This is a genomic window from Truepera sp. (genome assembly GCA_032027045.1).
Classification (GTDB): domain Bacteria; phylum Deinococcota; class Deinococci; order Deinococcales; family Trueperaceae; genus JAAYYF01.
In genome coordinates this window covers 627,846-648,425 of the sequence record JAVSMU010000001.1, presented here as the reverse complement: position 1 = coordinate 648,425, position 20,580 = coordinate 627,846, and the positions used below count along the sequence as shown (strand labels likewise).

Here is a 20,580-nt window from a genome sequence, read left to right as displayed (position 1 = left end):
CCTTTCAGTCTGTCAGTCGACGTAGGGGTCGGCCTTGTCGGGGGAGATCTCGAGGTCGTCGCGGGCTTTCAGCAGCGCCTTCTTGTCTACCAGACCATCCTTGGCGAGGGCCGTGAGGGTGGCGAAGACGATGTGGCGGGCGTCGACCTCGAAGAAGTCGCGCAACTCGGCGCGCGCCTCGCTGCGGCCGAAGCCGTCGGTGCCCAGCGAGAGCATCGGGCGCGGCAGGTAGGAGGCCAGGGAGTCGGGGAGGATCTTCATGTAGTCGGAGGCCGCGACGAACACGCCCTTCGCGCCGTCCAGCAGCTCCGCCACGTACGGGCGATGCTGTTCCTGTTCGGGGTTGAGGCGGTTGTAGCGCTCGACCTGCAGGGCGTCGCGGTGGAGTTCCTTGTAAGACGTGACGCTCCAGACGTTGGCCGCCACGCCGTAGTCGCGCTCGAGGATCTCCTGCGCCTCCAGCACGCAGTGCATTATGGTGCCGCTGCCGAAGAGCTGGGCGTGGAGTTTGCTGCGCTTACGGCCGGCGGGGCGGAACAGGTACATGCCCTTGAGCACGCCCTGCTCGAGTTCTTCTCGCGACAGGCCCTCGGGGGCGCCGGGCTGCGGAAGGTTCTCGTTGCCCACCGTGAGGTAGTAGAAGATGTCCTCTTGCTCCTGGTACATGCGGCGCAGACCCTCGCGCACGATGATGGCTATCTCGTGAGCGAACGCCGGGTCGTACGCCAGGAGGTTCGGCAGGGGGTACATGAGCACGTGCGAGTGGCCGTCCTGGTGCTGCAGCCCCTCGCCGGCGAGGGTGGTGCGGCCCGCGGTGGCGCCCACCAGGAAGCCCCGCGCGTGGCTGTCACCGGCCGCCCACATCAGGTCGCCCACCCGCTGGTAACCGAACATCGAGTAGTAGATGAAGAAGGGAACGGTGTTCACGCCGTAGTTGGCGTAGGCGGTGCCGGCCGCGATGAACGACGACATGGCGCCGGCCTCGGTGATGCCCTCCTCGAGGATCTGACCGTCGCGCGACTCCTTGTAGTACATGAGGTGCGCGCTGTCGACGGGCTCGTAGAGCTGGCCCACCGGCGAGTAGATGCCGATCTGGCGGAAGAACGATTCCATGCCGAACGTGCGCGCCTCGTCGGGGACGATGGGCACCACGAGCTTGCTCCAGTTCGGGTCGCGCAGGAGCTTGCGGATGACGTTCACCAGGATCATCGTGGTCGAGACCGGGTGGCCGTCGGTCGAGGCCATGAACTCCTCGAACGCCTCGGCGGGCGGCGGGGCCAGCGGTTCGGACTGCACGCTGCGAGCGGGCAGGAAACCGCCGAGTTTCTCGCGGTGCTCCACGAGGTACTGGTGCTCGGGGCTGTCCTCCGGCGGACGGTGGAAGGGCTCCTCGGCGATGTCCTCGTCGGTTATGGGCAGGTTGAAGCGGTCGCGGAAGGCGCGCATCTGGTCTTCGTCGAGCTTCTTCTGCTGGTGAGTGATGTTCTGCGCCTCGCCGGCGGCTCCCATCCCGTAGCCCTTGACGGTGCGGGCGATGACGACGGTCGGCTGACCCTCGTGCTTGACGGCGCGGTCGAACGCCGCGTAGACCTTGACCGGGTCGTGGCCGCCGCGGTTGAGTCTGCCGAAGTCCTCGTCGCTCCAGTCCTTCACCAGTTCCTTGAGTTCGGGAGTGTTGAAGAAGCGTTCCTTGAGTTCGGGCCCGCCGAACGCCGCGTAGCGCTGCGACTCGCCGTCGACGAGTTCCTCGAAGCGCTTGACGACGTGGCCCTCCGTGTCTCTCTTCAGGAGTTCGTCCCAGGCGCTGCCCCAGGCGACCTTGATGACGTTCCAGCCCGAGCCGCGGAAGATGCCCTCGAGCTCCTGGATGATCTGGCCGTTGCCGAACACGGGGCCATCGAGGCGCTGCAGGTTGGCGTTGATGACCCAGATCAGGTTGTCGAGCTTGGCGCGGGAGGCGACGCGGATGGCGCCGAGCGTCTCGGGTTCGTCCGTTTCGCCGTCACCGACGAACGCCCATACCTTGCCCGTGCCATGCGGATAGAGGCCCCGGTCTTCGAGGTAGCGCCGGAAACGCGCCTGGTAGATGGACGTTATCGGCCCCAGCCCCATGGAGACGGTGGGGAAGCTCCAGTAGTCGGGCATCAGCCAGGGGTGGGGATACGACGAGAGCCCGGGGGTCTTCTGCAGTTCGCGGCGGAAGTTGTGCATCTGAGCGTCGTCGAACCGGTGCTCGAGGTAGGACCGAGCGTAGAAGCCGGGGCTAGCGTGACCCTGGAAGTAGATCAGGTCGGCATCGGGGCCCTTGCCGGGGCCGCGGAAGAAGTGGTTGAAGCCCACCTCGTAGAGCACGGCCGCCGAGGCGTAGGTCGCGATGTGCCCGCCGATCCCCGGCGAGTGCTTGTTGGCCTGCACGACCATGGCCATGGCGTTCCAACGGATCAGGTTGGTGATGCGCTTCTCGAGCACCAAGTCGCCCGGGTATTCCGGCTGCTCGTCGTAGTGGATCGTGTTCACGTAAGACGTGTCGGACTGGAACGGTAGCCTGATGCCGTGTTTCTCGGCGTGCGCCTCCAGCCGCTGGATGATCTCGACGACCCTGTCCGTGCCGCCGCTTGCCAGCACGTAATCCAACGACTCCAGCCATTCCTTCATCTCGACGTAGTTGAGCTCCGCCAACTCGTCGGGGGCGAGTTGCGAACGGTCTAGGTCCAATAGTTGGTCCAGGACGTCAGCCATGCTTGAGTTCCTCTCGCGCGCACACTTGCAGCTCCTTGCCCTCGCCCGGATGGTCGTTGTCCGACCTGCGAGGCGGCTACGGCTATCGAGGTAATCATCCTGCGCTTCCTGCGCTATTGCCGTGCCGGATGCCTTTCTCCTTCGTGGCGGCGTGGCCCGCCGATGGTTCGCACGGGCGCCGGCGCTAAGTGAGGGTCCACGCTGAAGGCCGCGCCCAACCGTCGCTTAGCAACGCCCACATCTTACGCTACGGGCACTGCCGCGCGCGGTCTTCCGGTTAACCGATTAACCGGAGACGCTGGCGCCTCCGTCGCCCGCCGATTCGGAAGAGGAATACAGCGGGGCTTCAAACAGGATCAGGGGGAGTTTCAAGGGGGCTTCGAGCGAGATTCAGGCGAGATTCAGGCGACATTCAAGCGAGATTCAGCCGAGATTCAAGCGGCGGGGAGGCGCCTCAACAGGCCCCGCACGACCGCCTCCGAGCGCCTGGCGGCCACCTTGGTGAACGACCTGAAATCGACCTGGGCCGAATGGTCGGCGTTGTCCGAGATGCTCCTGATGATCACGAAAGGCACGCCCCACCTGGCGCAGACCTGAGCCACCGCCCCGCCCTCCATCTCCGCGCAGGCGGCCCCGAACTCGGACCGTAAACGCTCCACCAGGGCCTGGTCGGTAACGAAAACGTCCCCCGATGCCACGCGGCCCCGCATCACGCCACCGTCGCCCAGCTCTTCTGCCGCTGCCGCTGCCGCCTCACACAGCTCCGGGTCTGACGCCCAGACGCGGCCTGAACCGGGGACCTCCCCTGGCGCGTAGCCGAGCCCGGTCACGTCGACGTCATGCTGTACGGCATCTACGCCGATGACCACGTCGCCCACTCGCAACCGCGGGTCTACCGCGCCGGCCACGCCGGTGAAGACGATCCTGACGGCGCCGGCCTCGAGGAGCGCTTGCGTCAGCGCGGATGCGTTGACCTTGCCTATGCCGCACTCGGCCAGGAGCACGGGTACGCCTTCGAGCTCGCCAGCGACCCATTCGAAGGGCCCCGAACGAGCGGCCCGCGGCGCCACGATGGCCGCCCGCAGGCGGGCAACCTCTTCCTCCATGGCGCCCACGATCGCCGTCGGTCCGCCCGCCGCCTTCGTCAACTCTGCCGACTCAGCGGCGCTGTGCGGGCGCCGCGTAGAAGACCAGCCGGCCCAGGTACGCCCCACCGACGACGCCCACGGCGCCGGCGGCGAGGAGGATGCCGAAGTTGAGGTCTAGCCCGGCGTTGGGGCCGAAGAAGCGCGTGGCAAGAACGCCAAGGCAAAGCGCCAGGCCCGTTATGAGCGTCATGGTCAGCGCGTTATCGCGGCCCTGACGCAACTGGAACAGCACCGAGAAGTAGCCGAACAGAAGGAAGAAGCCCGCGCCCGTCAGGCTCGTGGCCACCGTGCTCTCTTCGGGTGGCACGGCCGCCTGCAAGACGATGAAGAAGACTGTCGCGATCATGAGGGCCCCGGAGAACCGGCCCGGCAGCTTCCGCTGCTGCTCCTTGGTCAACGACTTGACGTTGACCTTCTTGAGGTCGGGGGCCGCCTCGCCGGCGCTCTTCCCGGTGGGCTTCGAGCCCGGCTTCGTGCGCCGCTTCGCCCGGATGGAGTCTATGCGTTGCCTCCGCGCTTGGCGCTTCTTGTCCTTCTCCTTTTCCGCCTTCTCGTCAAGTTTGGCCTGCGCCCTGCGCAGCTGTCGATTCATGGACGTAGTGTAACCGTCAAGCCGGGTGTCCCCGTGCTAGCCTCGCGCGAATCATGACCGACGCGCTACTACTCGAAATCGCGGCCCAACACGGCACGCCGACCTACGTCTACGACCTCGAAGCGATCACCGAGGGCGTGGCTGCGCTGCGCGCCGCCTTCCCCGACGCGCTGATCAGGTACGCCGTCAAAGCCAACGCCAACGGCGCCCTGTTGAGACACTTGGTGACCGCGGGTCTTGGCGCCGAGGCGCTCACCTTAGGTGAGCTCGAGCGCTCGCTGCGCGCCGGCTTCGAACCTGCGCAGATCCTGTTCGGCGGTCCCGGACACACGCCCGAGCTCGCCCGCCGGGCCGCCGGTGCCGGCGTGGGGCTCGTGAGTCTCGACTCGGTCGGAGCGTGGGACGTCTGGCAGGGCGTATCCGCGCCCGAGACGCGCTTCCTGGTGCGGCTCAACCCGGGGTTCGACCCGCACACGCACGAGCATCTGGCGACGGCGGCCGCATCGTCGAAGTTCGGCGAGCCTCACGCCGTGGCGCGCGCGCTGGGCCAGAAGATCGCAGCCACGGGCCGGCTGGCCGGCTTCCACGTACATGCCGGCTCCATGATCTCCGACCCGCAGGTGGCCGACCTCGTCGTCGCAGCGCTCGAGCCCCTCTACGAAGAGTTCCCGGGATTGGAACTCGTGGACTTCGGCGGCGGTTTCGCCGTCCCGAACCCGCCGCTCGAGCGCTTCTCCCAGGCCTACGGGCGTTTCGCGGCCAAGCACAGCGTAAGCGTGGTGCTCGAGCCCGGCCGCTTCCTCGTTGCCGACGCCGGCACGCTGCTCACCAGGGTGCTGCATGTGAAGGAGAGCGAGCGCCGCCACATAGTGGTCGACGGCGGCATGGCGGACCTGCTGCGGCCCGCCCTCTACGGCGCCGAACACCCCATCCGCCTGGTCGGGGGTAACGGCATCCCGCTGGAGCGCCTGCCCACGGACGTCGATGGTCCCCTCTGCGAGAACGCCGACCGATTGGGCCAAGACGTCGAGCTGCCTGCGGTGAAGCCGGGGGACTTGCTCGCCGTTGGCCGGGCAGGGGCTTACGGCTTCGCGATGGCCTCGAACTACGTCTCCAGCCTGCGGCCTGCGGAGGTCGCGGTCGAGGCGGGAGAGATCAGGCTGGTGCGGCGCCGCGAGCAGCCGGCGGACCTGTGGGGCCTCGAGGTGTAGGAGCGGGCGACGCCCGGAAGCGAGGACCGGAATTGGGATGGCCCGCCGTTAGGGCTGCCGGGCCGAGTGCCCTCCGCTGGCGCTAGACTCGGTGCATGAGAGACCTGAACAGCCTCAAGGGCTACTACCTCACGGACGATTGGCGCCAGGCCGAAAGAACGTTCGAAGTGGTCGAGCCGGCCTCGCGGAACGTCCTGACGCACGTGGCCGACTGCGGCGTGGACGAAGCGCGAAGCGCCGCAGAGGTCGCCTGGAACGCGTTCCTTTCCTGGCGCGCCACGAGCGCGTTCGAACGCTCGGAGCTGCTTGGCCGCTGGCACGACCTCATGCTTGAAAACATCGAGGCCCTCGCCAGCACCATGGCGCACGAGATGGGCAAGCCCATCAACGAGTCGCGCGGCGAGGTTCGCTACGCCGCGGGCTTCGTGCGCTGGTACGCCGAGGAGGCCAAGCGCGTTTACGGCGACCTCTTCCCGGCCCAAGACACGAGCAAGCGGCTACTGGCCGTTCCCCAGCCTGTGGGTCCGGCCTTCGCCGTCACGCCGTGGAACTTCCCACTGGCCATGGTCACGCGCAAGGCGGGTCCCGCCCTGGCCGCGGGCTGCACCTTCGTGCTCAAGCCCGCCGAACAGTCGCCGGTGTCGGCGCTACTCTTGGCCGACCTATGGCTGGAGGCGGGTGGGCCGCCGGGAACCCTGCAGGTCCTGCCTACCTCGGACCCGGGCCCTTTGTCGACGGCCCTCATCTCCGACCCCCGCATCCGCAAACTGACGTTCACGGGCTCCACCGAGGTCGGGCGGCTCTTGTACCAGCAGGCCGCCGCGACGGTCAAACGCATCTCGCTCGAGTTGGGCGGTCACGCGCCATCCTTGGTCTTCGCCGACGCCGACCTGGACATCGCGGTAACGCAGGTGATGGCCAGCAAGTTCCGTAACGCCGGCCAGACGTGCGTCTGCGCCAACCGCATCTACGTGCACGAGTCGTTGGCCGAGGAGTTCACCGCGCGCTACGCCGCGGCGACGGAGCGGCTGGTGGTCGGCGATCCCCTGGACGCCGCCACGCAGATCGGCCCGCTGATAGACGAACAGGGTCTGGCAAAAGTCGAGCGGCACGTAGCGGACGCGGTCGCCGGCGGGGCCACCGTGGTGACCGGCGGCAAGGGTCTTGGCGGCCTCTTCTACGCCCCCACCGTTCTGTCGGGGGTGAAGGCCGACGCACTCATGATGCGCGAGGAGACCTTCGGTCCCGTGGCGCCCATCGTCACCTTCAGGGGCGACGCGGAAGCGGTGCGCATGGCCAACGACACTCCGTTCGGCCTCGCCGCGTACGTCTACACCCGCGACCTGGCGCGCGCCTTCCGCGTGTCCGAGGAACTCGAGTACGGCATCGTGGGGGTCAACGACGGCGTCCCATCGGCGCCTTACGCGCCTTTCGGTGGCGTCAAGCAATCCGGCGTAGGCCGCGAGGGCGGGCCGTGGGGCATCCACGAGTACCTGGAGGTCAAGTACGTCTCACTCGGGTTGGGACCCAAGTGAGGCGATGACTTCCGCAACCGACGACATCGGCCCCGAATTGGGCGCCGAAGCTGCCGCCAGGACGATCCTCGAACGGCTGGCCGCAGCCGTCGGCAACGGCGACGCGACGGTGGCGGCCTACTACGGGCTTGCCTCCGAGCGCATGCGGGGTTCGCTGGGCGGGAGCGAGCACTTCGGCCGCGCGTTCGCGAACGACCGCTACTCACCGCTACTGACGGCCACCTCGGCCGAACTGACGTCGGTGGAACTAGTTGGCGAGAGCGCCCGCGGGCAGCTGAGCGTAGCGAGCCCCACGGGTCCAGCCACCTTCGAGTTGGCGGTGGCGCGTGCCCGGTCCGGCGAACGCACGGGCGAGTGGTGCCTCAGCGGGGTAGCGCGGGCCGGCGTCGATCTCTAGCGGGCCTACGTAACAGCCTCACGTAACGAGCCTGCATAACGGGCCTCACGTATCGCGCCTCACGTAACGCGCCTCGCATCACGTGACTTTCATGACGGGGCATTTAGCGGACAACAGATGAACGCGGCGCCGCCAGGAGCGGCGAGGAAGCCGCACTACTTGGAGAGCACTTGGAGGGTTGCCGACACCGGCGCCGTCTTGCCGGAGCGCGCCTGAAGCGTACCGCGCAAGCGGTAGGGGCCGGGCACGATCCCGTCGGGGACGACGACCTTGAGCACCGCCCACAGCCGGTAGTCGACGCGGGACTCGCCGAACGAGGCGCTGGTCGTGACGTTGGTACGCTCGGCCTTGACCTGCAACAGCTCGGCCGTCCAGCCTTCGGCCACGCGAACGTCATGCAGCGCGAACATGTTGGTCGCGTCGCCGACGTCGGAGGCATAGCCTGATGGCACCCACAGCGACACCGTCACGTCCTTGGGCTTCATGTCGAACTGGTCGAGCGTGTAATCGAACCTCAGGTAATAGGTGTTGCCCTGCTCCACCGGGATGGCCGACGCTCCGGCCGCGATGGGAGCGCTACTGGTGGTGCCCGCCACGGCAGGGGCACAGGCGGAAAGGGCCGCTAAGGCAACCGCTAAGCCGGCGAGCAGATGGAAGAACGCCAGCGCTCGCCGGGGCCGAGCCCGCTGCGCGCCCCGGCCATTGGTCTCTTCTAAGGCCTGAGTAGATGCCGACATGGCCGCAGGCTACCAAAGGTTGACGGGCCAGGCCGTGTCCGCTCTCCCTGCCCCACGCTGCCGGACTCTGGGGTTCGCGGCCTTTCCGTCCACCCAGGTCACGCTCGTCGCGACCAGCGTGCCATGATTGCAACCGAGAACCGCTAGTCATGGCTAACGAAGAACCGATAACTTCCCTTGCGTTCCCTGCCGCGTTGAACCTCTCCGAGGCGCGCCGCCGGCTCCTGGATCAGGTCATGCGTCGTAACGGCGTCACCGTGGAGGAGCTGGCCGACAGCCTGGAAGTATCGCGCACCGCCGTTCAGCAGCAGGTGACCGGGCTCGAGCGCGACGGTCTGCTGAAGGTGTCCGGCCAGCGCAGCACCGGTGGCCGGCCCAGCCGCGCATATTCGCTGACGGAGGCCGCCCTCGAACTCTTCCCCCGCAGCTACGCGCGTTTGGCGGATGACATGCTCCGCAGCGTCCGCACACTGTTCGGCGAGGAGGGCCTCGAACGCATGCTCGTGAAGATGGCGGACGAGTTGGCGAGCGAACTCGCACCCAGGCTCGAGGGCAAGGAAGGCCTGGAACGCCTGCTCGAGGTGGCGGCCATACTGACCGAGCTGGGTTACGACGCCACCGTGGACGACCAGGGTAGGCTGCGCGCCGCGAACTGCGTCTTCCACCAACTGGCGCGCTCGAGCCGCGCCGTCTGCCGCTACGACCAGGTACTCCTGCACAGGCTGCTGGGCGACCAGGTGCACCAGCAATCGTGCATCACGGAAGGCACCGCCGCCTGCGTGTTCGCGCTGCGCTGACCTGCAGCGGGCAGGGCGCCGTCACGCCCGACTCGTTGGGCGGTAGAGTTCGCCAGTGAGCGAAACCGCCCCGCCAAGCACGGCCGCCCTCCAGGGCAACCCAGGCATTCGCGTCCCGCTCCCGGAGCCGCCGTTGCGACTGGCCGAGGTCGCGAGGAACTGGCTGCCGCTGGCGGCGAGCTGGCTGGTCATGGGACTCGAGATGCCCGTCGTGAGCGCCATCATGGCGCGCCTCGCCGATCCCGAGATCCACCTGGCCGCGTACGGCGGCGTAGTCTTCCCGATCGCCCTCATCGTGGAGGCGCCCGTCATCATGCTACTGGCCGCCAGCGTGGCCCTCGCCAAGGACGCCGCCTCGAGCGCGCTCATCTACCGCTTCATGATGGTCGTGGGCGCCGCCCTCACCGTGGTCCACGCGCTTCTGGCCTTCACGCCGCTCTTCGACCTGGTACTGGTGCCCCTGCTCGATCCGCCCGCGGGCGTCATCGAGCCCGCCCGGCTGGGCCTCAAGATCATGCTGCCTTGGACGTGGGCCATCGGCTACCGGAGGTTCCATCAGGGACTCCTCATCCGCTACGGCCGTTCGCACCACGTGAGCATCGGCACGGCCCTACGCCTGGCCGCCGTCGGCGGCACCGCGGCACTGGTCGGCTTCGCCTTCGGCGCCTCCGGGATCGTGGCGGCCACGACGGCGATCGCGCTGGGCGTCAGCGTCGAAGCGCTCTACAGCGCCTGGGCCGCGCTACCCATCACGCGCGTCAAGCTGCCCAACGCCACGCCGGTTGGACGCCTCACGTTGCGCTACTTTCTCGTGTTCTACCTGCCCCTCGTGCTCACGAGCCTGCTGTCGCTGCTGGTTCAGCCGATCGGGAGCGCCGCCATCGCCCGCATGCCCGACGCCCTCGCCTCGTTGGCCGTCTGGCCCGTGGTCAGTGGCCTCCTATTCATGCTCCGCTCCGTCGCGTTCGCGCTCAACGAGGTCGTCGTCGCGCTGCTCGACAGGCCCGGTGCCTACCGGGCGCTGCTCCGGTTCACGCTCCTGCTGGCCGGCGGCCAGCTGCTCGTAACCGCGGCGATCGCGTTCACGCCACTCGCCCAGGCCTGGTTCGGGGTCGCCTCGGGCCTGGGGCCGGAACTCACGGCGCTGGCGATCCTCGGCTTCAGCTGGGCCCTCGTCTGGCCCTCGCTGGACGCCTTCCGCAACCTCGTGCAGGGCGTGGCCGTCTACTCGCGACGCACGGGCGCCATCAGCACTTCGATGGTCGTGTTCTTGGTGGTCACGGCGGCACTCCTCGCCGCGGGTGTCGCGGCGCAGCGGTTCGCGGCGCTCCCGGTGGCCATGGTGGCCTTCGTGGCGGCCACGATGGCCCAGGTCGCCTGGCTTTGGCTGGCCGTGAGGGATGAGACCCGGAAACTCGGCGAGCTCTGAGGGCCCGATCCCGGAAGCGGCAGCCTAAACCTGGAAAGTGACGAGCCGCTGGTCGGCGCCAGTGCTGCGGTCCGGCGTTTGCGGCGGCTCCTTGCGGAGCTGGGCAGCCAGGCGCCGCGCCTCCGAGAGGTAACCGGCGTAGTCGTCCACCCGGCGCCCCGCCGCCGCGGCGACCGGCTGCCAGGCTTCGAAGGCGAAGTCCTGTTGCTCCGGTGGCTGCGGGGCCACCGACTTATGGCTCCAGGCGCCCGTCTGCCAGTCGAAGTCGTAAAGGGGCAGGAAGGCGTCGCCGTGCTCCGCCAGGAACTCGACCGCCGCGAGGAGGAACTCGAACTCCGGCTCGTCGATCAGGAAGTGGAAGCTCAGCCGGCTCCAACCGGGTTTGAGGCCCTCGTAGCCGGCCTCGAGCTGTTCGAGGAACTTCTTTGACGCTTCCTCGCCGATGCCGAGCAGGTCGTGGCCGTACGGCCCGGCACACGAGCAACCGGCACGCCCCTGGATACCGAAGAGGTCGGACAGTAGCCGGATCACGAGCCTGGGGTGGAGGTAACGGTCCCCGGGCTTGACGAGAAACGAGACCACGGCCAGGCGGGGCACGCTCACGTTCCCCAGAACCTCCACCTTGGGGTTGGCGCTCAGTCGGCGCAGGGCGCGCTTGACGTAGTCTTCCTCACGACGGGCGATGACCTCGGCGCCCACCCTCTCCTTGACCCGGAACGCCATCGCCGCCCTGAGCTTCTGCAGGATGCCAGGTGTGCCGGCGTCCTCGCGCGCCTCCACGTCACTGACGAACCGGTGAGTTGCGTGGCTGACGTAGGTCACGGTGCCCCCGCCGGCCGTGGTCGGGCTGGGCAGCCGGTAGAGGTCCTCGTGGATGACGAGCACGCCCGGCGACCCCGGGCCGCCGACGAACTTGTGTGGGCTGAGGACGAGCGCGTCGATCCCGTCGTCGGCGCCCGGGCCCGACTCCTGCACGTCGATGGCCACGTACGGGCCGCTGGCAGCGAAGTCGAACGCCGCCTTGGCACCGTGCTCATGCAACAGCTTGGCCACCGCCCGGACGTCCGTGATGATGCCGGTGACGTTGCTCGCGGCCGAGAACGAACCCAACCGCGGACGCCCCTCGTAGCGGGGGTCCGTGAGGAGCCGCTCCAACGCCGCGAGGTCCAGCGTCCCGTCCCTGGAGAGCGGTACCGGCACGACCTCCGCGAGGGATTCGCGCCAGCTGACCTCGTTCGAGTGATGCTCGTAAGGGCCGACGAAGACGACCAGGCGGTCGGCGGGGTCCATGGCGTCGAGTACCCGCGCGCGTAACGTCGGCGAGACGCTGACGCCAAGGACTTCCTGAAGCCTCTTGAGCGCCCCGGTGGCCCCGGTCCCGGCGAAGATCAACTTGTGCGAGGCGCCGGCGCCGAGACTCTGCTTCACGTACTCACGGGCGCGGTCCGTGAGTAGGGTGGTGTGAGCCCCGGTGGCGCTGTCTTCGGTGTGCGTGTTGGCATAAAGCGGCAGCACTGCGCGGGCCAGAGCCGCCTCTACGGACGCCAGCGGTCTCCCAGAGGCTATGTAGTCGGCATACGTGAGCCGCCTCCTGCCGAAGGGAGTATCGAAACACGCGCCCTCCCCAATCACGTCCTCGCGTAGCTCCTCGATCGAGAGCCGGTCGGCGTTGGCAACTATCGGCATCTTCCGCCTCCGGGCCGCTCGAGGAAGTAGCGTGGGGTGGCGGGGCACACCCCGCACGGTGGCGGGGCTGCCAGCGGATTCGAACGACCGGCCTTAGGTTACATGGTGCGGGCGCCCGGGTTACAGTGGCCCTTCGTTGAGGGGGAGTAGCCGCCCGCACCCCGGGAGTTCGCCATCGTCAACACGGCAGTCATCGGCTGCCCGGTGGCGTACGAGAAGGCAAGACCCTAACGGGAGGTCGTCGTGACCGAACCGCTATGGGCCTGGCCCGCGTTCATCGCCTTCGTAGTGGCCATGCTCGCTATCGACCTGGGCGTGTTCCAACGCAAGGCGCACATCGTGAAGCCCAAGGAGGCGGCCTTCTGGACCGTGGTCTGGGTGAGCCTATCGCTCCTGCTCGGGCTGGCGTTCCACTTCTGGCTGGGCTCCGAAAAGGCGGTCCAGTACATCACGGGATACGTGCTCGAATGGTCGCTGTCCGTCGACAACATCTTCGTGTTCGTGCTCGTCTTCGCCTACTTCAAGACGCCCTTCAAGTACCAGCAGCGCGTGCTCCTATGGGGAATCCTGGGCGCGTTGGTGCTGCGCGGCATCATGATCCTGGTCGGCGTGGCATTGATCGAGGCGTTCAGTTGGATCTTGTACGTCTTCGGTGCCTTCCTGCTCTTCACCGGCCTGCGCATGCTGTTCCAGAAGGGTGAGGGCGAGAAGGACCTGGAGAAGAACCCGGCCCTGAGGTTGGTGCGCCGCCTGATGCCCGTGTCGGCCGAGTACGATGGCCAGAAGTTCTTCACCGTCAAGGACGGTGTCCGCATGGCGACGCCTCTCCTGCTCGTGCTCGTGGTCATCGAGTTCACCGACCTGCTGTTCGCCGTCGACTCGATCCCTGCCATCTTCGCCGTCACGACAGACGGGTTCATCGTGTTCACCGCCAGCATCATGGCGGTGCTCGGGCTGAGGTCCATGTACTTCCTGCTGGCGCACGTGGTCCACCGCTTCGTCTACCTCAAGATCGGGCTGGCGTTCATCCTCGTCTACATCGGCATCAAGATGCTAATTATCGAGGTCTTCCACATCCCCAGCCTGGTCTCGCTGGGCGTTGTCATAGGTATCTTGATCGTGAGCGTCGTGGCGTCGCTGTTGTGGGGAAAGCCGCAAGAGCCGCCGCACCCGGAGGGGTTGCCGCCTACGGCGTGAGCGCCGGGGCGCGAGAAGAGGGTGGTATTCGTGGCAGGAGAAGGCATTGACGACCTCCAGTTCGACGTCATCGCCGATGGCGGGCTCGACCGCTTCGCCGGCTTGAACAACGACGTGCCGGTGGCCCCGTTCTCCGTCCACATAGGCCCCGAAAGCTTCGCTGCCGACGAGATGACGCCGAACGAGCTATACGCCCGCATGCGCTCCGGCGGGCCCCACCCGACTACCAGTCAACCCTCGCCCGAAGAGTTCGCGCGGCTCTTCCGCACCGCAACGCGGCCGATCCTCGTAGTGACCATCTCCCAGGGTCTCTCCAGCAGTTTCAACGCGGCCGATCAGGCGCGCTCCGAAACGAGCTTGCCCGTGCACCTGCACGATTCCGGCACGCTGTCGGGCGCACAGGCCTTCCAAGTACACGCGGCCCTAGAGGCCCGCCGGCGCGGCCTCGACGTGGCGACGGCAATTGAGTGGATGAAGCAGGTGCACGAGGAGACCGAGCTCTACTTCACCATCGATACGCTCGAGTACCTCCGCAAGGGCGGGCGCATCGGCCAGGTGCAGGCGACGCTCGGGAACCTCCTCGGGTTGAGGCCGGTGGTCACCGTCGACAAGAAGGCCGGCCAGTACACGAGCATCCGGCGTGCACGCTCCTGGTCGAAGGCGTTGGACGCAGTCGCCGCCGCCGTGAACGCCCGTTTCGGAAACGGAACTCCCTTGCGCGCCGGACTGCTGTACGGCGACACGCAAGACGACGTGCCGGAGCTGCAGGCTCGCCTAAGCAAGCATCACCCGAGCGTGTGGCACGGTACGGCCCCCGTGGGCCCCGGGTTGGCCGTTCATACCGGGCCCAAGGCGATCGGCCTGGTGGCTGCGCCTGGCGCGTGGCCCTGGGAACGCTGAACACCTTCCACCAACAGCAGCACGCTGCCGTGAACGGCGGGGCCGTCGAGTACTCCTAAGGTGTCCCCCAGCCGTGTCCTGCTCCGGTCAGGACAGCGCCCCATGACAACGGGACACCCAGGCGCGCAAGCTGCTGCCGAAAGGGAGGAACTACCATGTTCGATTCCTTCTTCAAGCAAAGGCAGCGCTTCTTCTCGCGTAGCGGGCTAACACGGGTTTCCCTGCTGGCGGGCATGCTGGCGTTCGGCATCGCACACGCGGCGGCAGACGTGAACACGGAATACATCAACGGTGAACTCACGGGACCGCAGGTGTTCGCAGGCGAGGGCTACCGCTCCATCGCGCTGGTCAACAGCACCGATCGGCCCGTCGACTTCACGCTCTCGAGGTTGCACGACGACGTCACGGTGGGCACGTACGTGCAAGCCAACGATGCGCTCCAGCAGGCCATCTCGGGTGCCGATAACGCCGAGATGGTGGCCGCCGAGAAGCAGTACATAGCCGACGTCGACGGCCTGAGCGGCGCGATCGTGAAGGCGCATGGCGAGACCGACATGTACGCAGACCTCGAGACCGGAACCTACGTGGTTGCGGCGGCGCCCGAGACCGAGGGTGGGAATACGGGAGCCCCCGCCTACCTGTCGTTCATTGTTACGGAGTCGGGCGCCAAGGCCGCCGCGCCCGAGGTGAACAACTCCGTCGACCTCGCTGACTTCTCGTTCGACTTCCCGGTCGAGGTGAAGGCAGGTGCGAACCTCTGGAAGATAAGCAACACGGGCACCCAGCCGCACATGGCTGCCTTCTTCAAGCTCCTGCCCGGCAAGACCGTGGCCGACCTCAAGGCCTTCCTGAGCGACCAGACAGGTAAGGCCGGAGCCCCGCCCTTCGACGTGAACGACACGCCGGAGGCCGAAGTGCTGACCCCGGGCAGGACGGCATACCTACCCCTCGACTTCTCGCAGGGTGATTGGGTAGCCGTCTGCTTCGTACAGGACATAGACAACCCGGCGGTCGCTCACTTCATGGAGGGCATGATCGAGGAGTTCACCGTCAGCTGAGTAGCAGACCGACTTTCACGCGGTAGGCCCGGACGTGGAAACCACGCGTGAAAACTCGGTGGGAGCTTCCCTCACGAGGGCACCGGTACCGGCGCCCTCGTGTCTCATGGTTCGGGAGTAGCCTGAATGCTTGCGAGAGGACCGGTAGCGGCATGCAGGCTGATATCAGACTCAAAGGAACGCGCGCACAAGGATGCACCCACCCCCGCAAGCCGTCGCGGCGCGCCGAGACGCTCGCGCCCTCGGCGAACCGGCCTGCCAGTGACGAACTGCGGCTCGAAGTCCATGACAGGCTTGGGCCGGGCTTGGTGAACATCGAGGTCAGGCTCCAGCTGCTCGAGGAATCGCTGGCCGCCGCAGACCCTGCCCGAGCACAGATAGGGTCGCTTCGGCAGGAGGCATCGCTCCTCATCACGGAACTTCGGAGGTTGATCCAAGATCGACCTCCCGCGCGCCTCGAGAAGGTCGGATTGGTAGGCGCAATAAGTAGCGCCGTCGGCTCGGCAGAGCGCACCGGGCCGCAGGTCAGCTTCGCCGTCACCGGCACAGCGATCGAACCACCCGACCGCGTAGCCGAGGTCGTCTACCAGGCAGCACTGGAGGGGATCGCCAACGTGGTGCGGCACGCGGCTGCGACCCGCTGCCACGTGAACCTGAACTTCGCGGGCGAAAACGTGATGCTGGCAGTCCTCGACGACGGCTTGGGGCCGCGCGCCCGGCCAGACCGCAACGGCGACCTGCACGTAGGAGTGGGCATGAGTTCGCTACGCAAGTCGGCTCGCTGCCTGGGCGGGGAGGTCCACTTACTGAGTCGACCCACCGGAGGCACGAGCCTGGTCGTAAGGTTGCCCCTGAGCGGTCAGCGGCAGGCGAGGCGCCCCCCGAGAGCAGTGTGAGCGTGGGCAAGTTGGCGCTGGCAGAGTCATCGTCGCAGGTGGAACGGGGGACCGTATCCGTCCTGATCGCCGACGACCACGAGCTGATCCTCGAAGGGCTGGCGTTGCTCGTTGGCACCATGCCCGCATGCCAGGTCGTAGGCGTGGCCCACTCCGGTCAGGAGGCCGCAGCGCTGGCGTTGGAGTTGCGGCCGCGGGTGGTTCTCATGGACGCCCGTATGCCCGGCCTATCCGGGACGGAGGCCGCCGCGCGCATCTTGGCGGAACAGCCCGACGCCGCCGTGGTCATGGTGACGATGTTCGTCGACGACGATTCCGTTCTCTGCGCGCTGCGGGCGGGCGCAAGGGGCTACGTCCTGAAGGGTGCGAGCAAGGCAGAACTCGAGCGCGCCATCGTGGCCGCGGCCAACGGCGAGGCCCTCTTCGACGAGGCCGTAGTCGAGCGCTTCAGCCGCTATTTCACGGCCACGGACGTTTCAGGCAGCGCGCAACCCTTCCCCGAGCTGACCCCTCGCGAGCGCGAGGTGCTGAGCCTGCTGGCGCAGGGGCTAAAGAACCGCGAGATTGCGCGGCAGTTGGAGATAACCGTCAAGACCGCACGCAATCATGTATCGAACGTTCTTGGGAAGCTCGGAGTGCAGAGTAGGACCGAGGCGACCCTCAGGGCGCGGGCGGCGGGGATGGGAGGCCTGAACCTTCACGAGCCTGGTGTTGAAGCGAGGTGAACTCACCAACTCATCTTGAGCATGAACCGGGACGGTTTCCGCGCTTCTTTCGATGAAGAGGAGTGAAGCCGCGCTCACGCTAACCTGCATGAGAGGTGGACGATCATGTCGAACTCGCCTGAGACTGGCCTATTGACCATTCCGAGCTCACTCTCGGTAGAAGACACCGTTTCCCAAGTCATACAGGAGCTGAATGCCGCCGGCATGTCGGTATTCGCGCGAATCGATCACCAGGAGAACGCGCGCGCGGTGGGCTTGAGCTTGCGGCCGACGGTAGTGCTCATCTTCGGCAACCCCAAGATGGGAACCCCGCTCATGCAAGCCTATCCAAGCTTGGCAATCGACCTGCCCTCCAAGGCGCTCGTGTGGCAGGACGCTGAGGGACGCGTCTGGCTCAGCACGAACGATCCGAATTACCTGCAACGCAGGCACGGCATGGTGGAGAGGGCGTTCGAGGCCATACCAAGGCTGTTGCGGCGGGCCGTCGAGACACGTAGCGATGGAGATTGATGAGCGCTCTGCTGTCGGGGTCCCAGGTACCGCAAGTTTCTGGCGCCAAACCCGGGTGTTCAATGTCAAGGCAACGGCCTTCGGCACGCTAACCCGTAATCACGCTGGCGTTGCCTTCCGTAATCCGCGTACGAGACGCGATGTTCCCACATCGCTCGCAGCGTTCGTCATCTGATCAACCTGATCGAGAACGGATACCTGTAATGGACGCCCTGCTTGGCTTGGGCAGCCGCGACTATGGGGTAGACGACGGCAAGGATTCCGGTGAGGATGAGTAGCAGGATTCCGATGACCACGCCGATTATCGTGACGATCAGGAAGAGACCAGCGAGCGCCGAGATGAACATCGTAATCTGGAAGTTCAACGCTTCCAACCCCTGCTCGCGGACGAACTCGTAGTCGTCCCGCTTCCATAGCCACACCACCAATGGTCCCAACACGAAGCCGATGCCGTTGCCTAACAGGCCCACCAAGGCCGAGAGGTGCACAGCCATCGCCCAATCACGTGCAGCCCTTTCCTGCGCGCTGTTATCCACCATCATGCTCCTCGCACCAATGCGCGTTTTCACCTCGTTGAGAGGTCCAGGCCCAGGCTGAGCGGGTTCTGAGTACCCTCACTGTTCGTTGACCAGCCCCCGCTAACGAACTCCTGCCACCTCGAGCCGAGGATACACATGCTCGCTTGGCCCGCCGGCCACCCCGACCTTGGGAGTGCTTGTCACGATCGGCGGCGCCCCCACAAACGATGGATTACCGCTGATACCAGGTAGTAAGAGGCCGTCGTGAACACGAACCAGAAGAACGACTCCAGGACCGTGGGTTTGACGAAGGCGGAGTTACGGTTCAGAAGGACGACGATAGCCGCCACCGACGGACCCGTTATCCAGTCTTGCTTCCTCAAGCCGCCTCCATGACGGCCAATCTACCCCGCAGCAACCGCTACGCCAAGAAAACTAGAGCGAGAACCGCGGCCGAGGTAACGAGCAGGGTCAGATCCAGCCGTGCCAGCCGATTCGCTCGCACCGTCCACCATCCGACCGCGAGAGGTGCCAAGGTCCAACCCACGAAGCCGTACAGCAAGGCGAACGGGAACACGGTCAGGCTGCCCTCACCACTCAGGTCCGAGGGGTACTCGCCGGCGATATCCAACGACAGGTACCGGGAACCGAGCAGGACTGCCACCACCAGCAGCAGGCGCCAGCGCTCGCCGAACAGTTGGTTCGCTCCGGTGAGGACGAGAAGCACCACGGCCGCGTACACGACGACGTGTCCGACATCCCCATGGATGAACTCCGGCAATGACCCAGCGGGCAGTGTCCTGACCAGGCCCACCAGCGCGAAGCCCAGGACATCGGCGACGACCAGCGCGGTGGCCAAACCCAGGGCCCTGCTCCAGTTTCTGTGACTCAGGCGCACGCTCCCATCCTCTCACGGGTCTAGCGCCCGGTCTCCCCTTCTGAGGCGCAAAGACCTCCCATGTAGCAATGACGATACATGGGGCATGGGCCAAGCGCCTTGGCCTAAAGGCTCCTGTATCGCTGTGCGGATACGAGCCCAAAGAACGGTTAGCGCGGCGTTCCAGGTGCTAGTCTGGCGCCCGAGGTAATCCGCTCAGGATCCAGCTCGGCGGTTGCCCCGCGGACCGGCTTGACGCGCCAACCTGAACCAAGCTATTAGAGGGCCGAAACGTTTTACCAGCGGTAGTAGCGGTCGATTGTCTTGATGCGGGGTCTCGTTGCGGACGCGATTTCCAGCCTAGGAGGCCTCGGTGCACCTACCCCATCTGCCACAAGTTGTTTTGACTGGCTAGTCGCCCGGACATTTCGGAAGAAGGCACGAATCCCGGCCATCGCTCACGCGTGAAGCTGTGCGAGATCCGCTCAGATCGCTGGGGCAGACGGAACCCACGGGCCAGGCGGATCCCACCGAGCTACGAACGCCGTTCGCCCCTCGACAGTGGCGAGAACCGGCTCCACGAACCCCCGAATCGCGTCGACCACCTCCTCGAAAGCGGCCGGGACCTGCTCGATATCCGCTCTCCTGAGGAACGCCCGCCACTGCACACTTTTCGAGGACGAGAAGTCCTCGCCGAATGCGACCAGAGGCAGCGATACCACGGTCTCCCGCGAAGCGAAGGTCCTGCGCACAGCCTCCGCGAGAGTCGGGCCGTCGAACGCGAAGGCGCGAGCCAGCAGCCACACGTCGTAGAAGTCCTTCAACCGCGTGTTGAGAGCTCCGTGCCGCACCATCGCCTCGATCTTCTCAGCCACCACGCTTTCACGGCTATAGCACCAGAGGACCGGGGCCGGAGCATCGAGCAGCGTCGGGAACGCCTCCTCCCTCGCCGCGGGGTACACCGGATCGCCGAAGCCGACATCCACCTGCATCCGCACGCGAGCCGTATCGATCTGTGCCAGGAACCTCACGCGAGTCCCGTGGTACTCGGCCTGCTCCGCGATCCGGCTTGCCTCCAGCGACCCGAAATCGAAAACAACGCCGTCCGGCTCCACCGGCACCTGGATCACCTCGCGAATCACCTCTGCGACAGTGTCAACCTCGTTGTCCATACGCCCCAGGAGGTCGATGTCCAATGTGGGCCGGCCCACCGGCGCCTCCCACACCCTAAGCAGCAGCGCCCCCTTCAGGAATAAGCGACCGGCGAACTGGCTCCGCGACAGCCGGTACAGGAACCGCTCCATGGCGTAGTGCTGCAGCAGCTCGTTGAACGGACGCCCCTCGGCGCGGGCGCGGTTCAATAGACGCTGACGCACGCTCGCCGGCAGGTTACGCACGCTCACAGTAGCGCCTCCAGGTACGGGCGCATCACCCGCTCCACCCGGCAGATGCGCGCGTACTCCAGAAGGGCCTCTACATCACGCCGCCGCCGACCGGCATACAGCTCCAGAGCCTCCAACACCACGTCCAGCCCGACCTGGTTCCGGAACTTGAAGACGTCGGCCAGCGTCTTCTCGGCACCGTAGACCTTCACTTCGACACCGTCCAACTCGTGAACCTCCACACCC

At 66.5% G+C, this 20,580-nt stretch carries 21 protein-coding genes; 11 read left to right on the top strand and 10 right to left on the bottom strand.

All coding sequences use genetic code 11. The features are described from left to right. Positions 1–12: 12 nt before the first annotated feature. The 3 genes from aceE to ROY82_02865 form a co-directional block, all read right to left on the bottom strand. Positions 13–2,739 carry a pyruvate dehydrogenase (acetyl-transferring), homodimeric type gene (aceE, locus tag ROY82_02875; protein ID MDT3681411.1) on the bottom strand — a complete coding sequence of 909 codons (2,727 nt, stop codon included), beginning with the start codon at positions 2,737–2,739 and terminating at the stop codon, positions 13–15. A gap of 434 nt (positions 2,740–3,173) precedes the next feature. Further along, positions 3,174–3,887 carry a 5'-methylthioadenosine/adenosylhomocysteine nucleosidase gene (locus ROY82_02870; GenBank protein ID MDT3681410.1) on the bottom strand — a complete coding sequence of 238 codons (714 nt, stop codon included), beginning with the start codon at positions 3,885–3,887 and terminating at the stop codon, positions 3,174–3,176. Positions 3,888–3,897: 10 nt separating this feature from the next. Further along, complete coding sequence (locus tag ROY82_02865) at positions 3,898–4,479, bottom strand: hypothetical protein (protein MDT3681409.1); 582 nt, start codon at positions 4,477–4,479, stop codon at positions 3,898–3,900. A gap of 53 nt (positions 4,480–4,532) precedes the next feature. On the opposite strand from ROY82_02865, the gene lysA reads away from it, so the two are divergent. The 3 genes from lysA to ROY82_02850 all read left to right on the top strand — a co-directional run bounded on the left by lysA (position 4,533) and on the right by ROY82_02850 (position 7,622). Then, entirely contained in the window at positions 4,533–5,690 is a 1,158-nt protein-coding gene (lysA, locus tag ROY82_02860) for a diaminopimelate decarboxylase (protein ID MDT3681408.1), read from the top strand. Positions 5,691–5,785: 95 nt separating this feature from the next. Then, entirely contained in the window at positions 5,786–7,225 is a 1,440-nt protein-coding gene (locus ROY82_02855) for an NAD-dependent succinate-semialdehyde dehydrogenase (protein ID MDT3681407.1), read from the top strand. A gap of 4 nt (positions 7,226–7,229) precedes the next feature. Beyond that, positions 7,230–7,622: a hypothetical protein gene (locus tag ROY82_02850; GenBank protein MDT3681406.1), complete on the top strand. Its 393-nt coding sequence runs from the start codon at positions 7,230–7,232 to the stop codon at positions 7,620–7,622. Between the two features lie 155 nt (positions 7,623–7,777). Here ROY82_02850 and ROY82_02845 read toward each other — a convergent pair whose 3' ends face one another. After that, a complete protein-coding gene (locus tag ROY82_02845; GenBank protein MDT3681405.1) occupies positions 7,778–8,359 on the bottom strand; it encodes a hypothetical protein in 582 nt (193 codons plus the stop codon). Between the two features lie 149 nt (positions 8,360–8,508). On the opposite strand from ROY82_02845, the gene ROY82_02840 reads away from it, so the two are divergent. Continuing rightward, positions 8,509–9,156, top strand: coding sequence for a MarR family transcriptional regulator (locus ROY82_02840; GenBank protein ID MDT3681404.1), 648 nt, complete (start codon positions 8,509–8,511; stop codon positions 9,154–9,156). A gap of 55 nt (positions 9,157–9,211) precedes the next feature. After that, complete coding sequence (locus tag ROY82_02835) at positions 9,212–10,585, top strand: hypothetical protein (GenBank protein ID MDT3681403.1); 1,374 nt, start codon at positions 9,212–9,214, stop codon at positions 10,583–10,585. A gap of 24 nt (positions 10,586–10,609) precedes the next feature. Here the strand turns inward: ROY82_02835 and ROY82_02830 are convergent, their stop codons facing one another. Then, complete coding sequence (locus ROY82_02830) at positions 10,610–12,271, bottom strand: aminotransferase class V-fold PLP-dependent enzyme (GenBank protein MDT3681402.1); 1,662 nt, start codon at positions 12,269–12,271, stop codon at positions 10,610–10,612. Between the two features lie 243 nt (positions 12,272–12,514). Here ROY82_02830 and ROY82_02825 point away from each other — a divergent pair, with 243 nt between their 5' ends. The 6 genes from ROY82_02825 to ROY82_02800 all read left to right on the top strand — a co-directional run bounded on the left by ROY82_02825 (position 12,515) and on the right by ROY82_02800 (position 17,557). Continuing rightward, complete coding sequence (locus ROY82_02825) at positions 12,515–13,468, top strand: TerC family protein (GenBank protein ID MDT3681401.1); 954 nt, start codon at positions 12,515–12,517, stop codon at positions 13,466–13,468. A gap of 30 nt (positions 13,469–13,498) precedes the next feature. Further along, positions 13,499–14,368, top strand: coding sequence for a DegV family protein (locus ROY82_02820; protein MDT3681400.1), 870 nt, complete (start codon positions 13,499–13,501; stop codon positions 14,366–14,368). 155 nt (positions 14,369–14,523) lie between these two features. Further along, complete coding sequence (locus tag ROY82_02815; protein ID MDT3681399.1) at positions 14,524–15,426, top strand: hypothetical protein; 903 nt, start codon at positions 14,524–14,526, stop codon at positions 15,424–15,426. A gap of 152 nt (positions 15,427–15,578) precedes the next feature. Continuing rightward, positions 15,579–16,322 (top strand): histidine kinase, encoded by a 744-nt coding sequence (locus tag ROY82_02810; protein ID MDT3681398.1) that lies wholly within the window; start codon positions 15,579–15,581, stop codon positions 16,320–16,322. Then, a complete protein-coding gene (locus ROY82_02805) occupies positions 16,319–17,047 on the top strand; it encodes a response regulator transcription factor (GenBank protein ID MDT3681397.1) in 729 nt (242 codons plus the stop codon). Before ROY82_02810 ends, ROY82_02805 begins: the two co-directional genes overlap by 4 nt. A gap of 204 nt (positions 17,048–17,251) precedes the next feature. Further along, positions 17,252–17,557: a DUF302 domain-containing protein gene (locus ROY82_02800; GenBank protein MDT3681396.1), complete on the top strand. Its 306-nt coding sequence runs from the start codon at positions 17,252–17,254 to the stop codon at positions 17,555–17,557. A 167-nt stretch (positions 17,558–17,724) separates the two neighbouring features. On the opposite strand, the gene ROY82_02795 is transcribed toward ROY82_02800, so the two are convergent. The 5 genes from ROY82_02795 to ROY82_02775 form a co-directional block, all read right to left on the bottom strand. Next, positions 17,725–18,051: a DUF4870 domain-containing protein gene (locus tag ROY82_02795; protein MDT3681395.1), complete on the bottom strand. Its 327-nt coding sequence runs from the start codon at positions 18,049–18,051 to the stop codon at positions 17,725–17,727. 224 nt (positions 18,052–18,275) lie between these two features. Then, entirely contained in the window at positions 18,276–18,458 is a 183-nt protein-coding gene (locus ROY82_02790) for a hypothetical protein (protein ID MDT3681394.1), read from the bottom strand. A 38-nt stretch (positions 18,459–18,496) separates the two neighbouring features. Further along, positions 18,497–18,973: a hypothetical protein gene (locus tag ROY82_02785; protein MDT3681393.1), complete on the bottom strand. Its 477-nt coding sequence runs from the start codon at positions 18,971–18,973 to the stop codon at positions 18,497–18,499. A 464-nt stretch (positions 18,974–19,437) separates the two neighbouring features. Further along, on the bottom strand, positions 19,438–20,355 hold the full coding sequence (locus tag ROY82_02780) for a nucleotidyl transferase AbiEii/AbiGii toxin family protein (GenBank protein MDT3681392.1): 918 nt from the start codon (positions 20,353–20,355) through the stop codon (positions 19,438–19,440). Further along, a partial coding sequence (locus ROY82_02775) for a hypothetical protein (GenBank protein ID MDT3681391.1) occupies positions 20,352–20,580 on the bottom strand: 229 nt, incomplete at its 5' end. The genes ROY82_02775 and ROY82_02780, both read right to left, overlap by 4 nt.